We start from the raw sequence: 3,878 nt of genomic DNA, 5'->3' as shown, positions 1-3,878 counted from the left end.
GTGCCAGGCCCTTCCGGCACTGGTGTCGGAAGGCCGCAGTATCTTCCGGACACTGACGGTGCGGGAAAACCTGCTGCTCGGCGGCATGATCCGCAAGGACAAGGCCGAAGCGGCCGCCGATCTGGGAACGGGTTCTGGAAATCTTCCGATCCTCAGGACCCGCTACCGCGGCGTTGCCGGCCACCTTTCCGGCGGCGAGCAGCAGCAGCTTGCCATCGCCCGCGCCATCCTGCAGCGCCCGTCGCTGATGATGATCGATGAACCGTCGCTTGGCCTTGCGCCGCTGGTGATCGACCAGGTCTACGAAAGCCTCCGCCAGCTTAACGCCAGCGGGCTGACCCTGCTCGTCGTCGAACGGTCCACCGCTCGCATTCTCGACCTCGCTTCCCGCGTCTACGTGCCGCGCAACGGCCATAACGCGCTGGAGGGTTCGGCAAGCGAGCTTGCCGACGGGCATGCGCTGGAAAAGGCCTATTTCGACTATGGCGATCGTCAGACGGCGCACGCATAATCGGGCAGGCAAGGGCTACAACAATGATTTTCGACTACTGCGTCATCGGCGGCGGCATCGTCGGCCTGGCGACGGCCATGCGGCTGCTGGAAACATATCCCGGCTGCAGCCTGATCCTGTTGGAAAAAGAGGAGGCTCTCGGCAAGCACCAGACCGGCCACAACAGTGGTGTCATCCATGCCGGCATCTACTATCCGCCAGGCAGCCTGAAGGCCGAGCTCTGCCGCAAGGGCGCGGATGCCACCAAGGCCTTCTGCCAGGAGAACGGCATCCGCTTCGATGTCTGCGGCAAACTGCTCGTCGCCACCTCCGCACTCGAAGTGCAGCGCATGGAGGCGCTCCACGAACGCTCGAAGCAGAACACGATCGAAGTCCGGCGCGTCAGCGAGGGTGAATTGAAGGAGCGGGAACCGAACATCCGCGGTCTCGGCGCGCTTTTCGTGGCCTCGACCGGCATCGTCAGCTATGCCGATGTCTGCCAAGCCATGGGGCGGCGCATCAGGGCGCTTGGCGGCGAGATCCGCCTGTCGACGCGCGTCACCGGCATTCGCGAAGTCATCGATTCCGTCGATATCGCGTCGGCCGGCGAAAACTGGCAGGCGAAAAAACTGGTGGTCTGCGGCGGTCTCCAATCAGACCGGCTGGCCGTGCTCGCCGGGCTTTCGATCGAGCATCGCATCGTTCCCTTCCGCGGCGAATACTATCGCCTTCCCGCATCGAAGAACGACATTGTCCGCCATCTGATCTATCCCGTCCCGGATCCAGCCCTGCCCTTCCTTGGCGTGCACCTGACGCGGATGATCGACGGCAGCGTCACGGTCGGGCCGAATGCCGTTATCGGTTTTGCCCGCGAAGGCTATCCACGGCTTTCGTTCAATGTTTCGGACATGGCCGACTACGCGCTGTTTCCCGGCTTCTGGAAAACCGTGTTCGCCAACCGCGGATCTGCGGTAACGGAACTCCGCAACTCGCTCTGGAAGCCAGGCTATCTGAAGGAGTGCCGGAAATACTGTCCGAGCCTCAAGCTCGCCGACCTGCTCCCGCACGAAGCAGGCATCCGCGCGCAAGCCGTGCGCAAGGACGGTGCCCTCATCCATGATTTCCTGTTCGCACAAACGGACCGCATGCTGCACGTCTGCAACGCGCCTTCCCCCGCCGCCACCTCGGCGATCCCGATTGCAGAGATGATTCGAGATCGCCTCATACAGGGCTGCTGAAAATGAGGCGGTACGCACTGGAGCCCAACTGAACGCTGGAGTATCTGCCTTGGCCAAGAAGGGAATTAGGGCACCGGCCGCGGCCAACGCAGCTTTTGCGTCGGAACCAGATCGGCGCACCACCAGGCCAGCAATGCCGCTCCCGGCGAGAGGGTAGCAACTTGGCCTGCGGTTTCCGCAAGCAAAGGTTCCGTGTGGACGACGGCTTTTTTGGCTGCGCAAAGATCTCAGGCGAAACGACGGCTGACGTCATTGGCAGGGTTCGCTCCCGGCTGACCGCCATTTTGTCGACCGTCATAGCTGGACGGCCTCCCTATGGCACCAGAATGGTACACGTCCATAAGACGCACCGACACCCAAGCCAGCCTAGCTAACCAGAAGCCTCTAAGTCTTTGAAATTATGTCTCTATTTATGGTACCGTTGGCTGGGATCGAACCAGCGACCTCCGGATCCACAATCCGGCGCTCTAACCATCTGAGCTACAACGGCACGTTGCCTGAGCGGATCGAAACAGAAACTCATCCGCCGCTCTGTCGTTCGGCGATGCGTCCTTACGGGCTTATGGATTCTAATTCAAGGCTTTTGGAAAGCAAAGGTCACTTCCCCACATCGGCGCGGCATTCGCCCGGCAAGAAGGCGCAGGCAAGGACCAGGCGACGGACAAAGAAAAAGGCCGGCGGGAGGAGGTGCCGGCCTTTTCCTGTTACGAGCCAGCGGGAGGAGGTGCTGGCTGGTCACCCCGGGGAGCAGAGGGAGGAGGTTCCACTCACCGGGTATTCCTTGATGGCTGCCATCATACACCTGATCGTTTTTAAGAAAATGCGACCTTTTGTTGCATCTTCAGATCATGCGCAAATGTTAGGCAACCTTGATTTCCTTCATCGCCTTCTCGAAGGCGGTCTTGATCGGCTTGGAGACGTCCTCGGCGGCCTTGGAGGCAACGGCCTGGAAGTCCTTGGCCTGCTCGACGGTCGATTCGACGCGCTTGCGCAGGAAGGCGGTCTGCAGCTCGACGACTTCCGACAGCGACTTGGCGCCGATCAGGGCTTCGAGGTGGGAAAAACCGGCCTCGGCATTGGCACGCAAAGCGGAGATGGTCTTGAGCGACAGGTCGTTGGAAACGGTCTTGGCGGTCTCGTAGGTCGACTCCAGAGCCTTCTGGGTCTCCTCGGCGCCGGTCTTCAGCTTGGCATAAGCCTCTTTCGACTGCTCAACGCCCTTTTCGGCGAAAGCGCGAATCTGGTCAGTGGCCTTGGAAGCGTCGAAGCTCGGGAATTCAACGTTTTCGATCGTCTCGGCGGTCTTGGTCCTGGACATTTTCCATCCTTTTCAGCGGCAGCGGCTTTGACAGAAAGCCGTCTCGTTCATGTATGATGGCAATATAAAGGCAAATTTTGTGCATTGCAATATCTTTGTTGCAGTGCACCATAAATTTCTTTTGGGCCGTTAACCAAGAGCCCAGATTCCAGCCTTTGCACGTTCTGGCTTGTGGACCTTCGCGCCTCCGGCTTTTATTAACAAAGCGTTAACTGCAAAATCGCCGCTCCGTGAGGTCCGCCAAGCGCATGCCGTCCGAATATTCCTTCCTTGATGTCGCCGTGCTCGACGCGGTCCGCCAGCGCTTTGCCGCAGGCGACGCGATCGCGATCCTGTCGGCGGATCTGGAGCAGGTGATCTGGGCCAATGGGCCAGGAGCCGCGATGTTCGGTTATCCCGACATCGAGGCGATCATAGGCGCCTCGGCGCAGTTGCCCGTGATCGCCAGGCGCCAGATCATGGCGACCAGCGGATTTCCCGAGATTGGCAGCGACCGCGCCATCATGGTGCGGCTGGCGACCGGCATGACCAGCCGCGCCGTCGGCTTCCTGGCCAGTGCGGTGACCATGCCGGACGCCGAGAAGGCGATCATGCTGGCAGTGCCGGCGGCTCAGACAGGGTCACGCAGTGCCGGCGAAATCGCCGCGCGCGCCATTAGCGGCTTCACCGAGGATGGTCATTTCATCGCCTTTGTCGATGCCAGGGGCAACGTTGAGGCGGCCTCGGAAGGATTTTCGGCACTGGGCATCCTGCCGGAGACGCTGGCAGCACTGGTTGCCGACGTCGCAGCCGAGAGCGACCGCATCGTCAAGCGCCTTGTCCCGGGCGGCAC

The 3,878-nt window shown here is 61.0% G+C and carries 3 protein-coding genes, 1 tRNA gene and 1 pseudogene; 3 read left to right on the top strand and 2 right to left on the bottom strand.

All coding sequences use genetic code 11. The annotated features are described in order from the left end of the window. Both ENZ74_RS24700 and lhgO read left to right on the top strand, forming a co-directional pair. A partial coding sequence (locus tag ENZ74_RS24700; protein ID WP_127313049.1) for an ATP-binding cassette domain-containing protein occupies window positions 1–511 on the top strand: 511 nt, incomplete at its 5' end. Between the two features lie 26 nt (window positions 512–537). Beyond that, on the top strand, window positions 538–1,728 hold the full coding sequence (gene lhgO, locus ENZ74_RS24695; RefSeq protein WP_199489664.1) for an L-2-hydroxyglutarate oxidase: 1,191 nt from the start codon (window positions 538–540) through the stop codon (window positions 1,726–1,728). Between the two features lie 413 nt (window positions 1,729–2,141). Here the strand turns inward: lhgO and ENZ74_RS24685 are convergent. Together ENZ74_RS24685 and ENZ74_RS24680 are read right to left on the bottom strand one after the other, a co-directional pair. Further along, window positions 2,142–2,218 (bottom strand) — tRNA-His (locus tag ENZ74_RS24685). A 369-nt stretch (window positions 2,219–2,587) separates the two neighbouring features. After that, window positions 2,588–3,046: a phasin gene (locus ENZ74_RS24680; protein ID WP_013530255.1), complete on the bottom strand. Its 459-nt coding sequence runs from the start codon at window positions 3,044–3,046 to the stop codon at window positions 2,588–2,590. A 248-nt stretch (window positions 3,047–3,294) separates the two neighbouring features. Here ENZ74_RS24680 and ENZ74_RS24675 point away from each other — a divergent pair. Next, window positions 3,295–3,878 (top strand): annotated as a pseudogene (locus tag ENZ74_RS24675) (PAS domain-containing sensor histidine kinase); the annotation flags it as partial.

Origin of the sequence: Mesorhizobium sp. M7A.F.Ca.CA.002.15.2.1 (genome assembly GCF_003998715.1) — a bacterium.
Taxonomy (GTDB): Bacteria; Pseudomonadota; Alphaproteobacteria; order Rhizobiales; family Rhizobiaceae; genus Mesorhizobium; species Mesorhizobium ciceri.
This window is presented reverse-complemented; position numbering and strand designations above follow the sequence as displayed.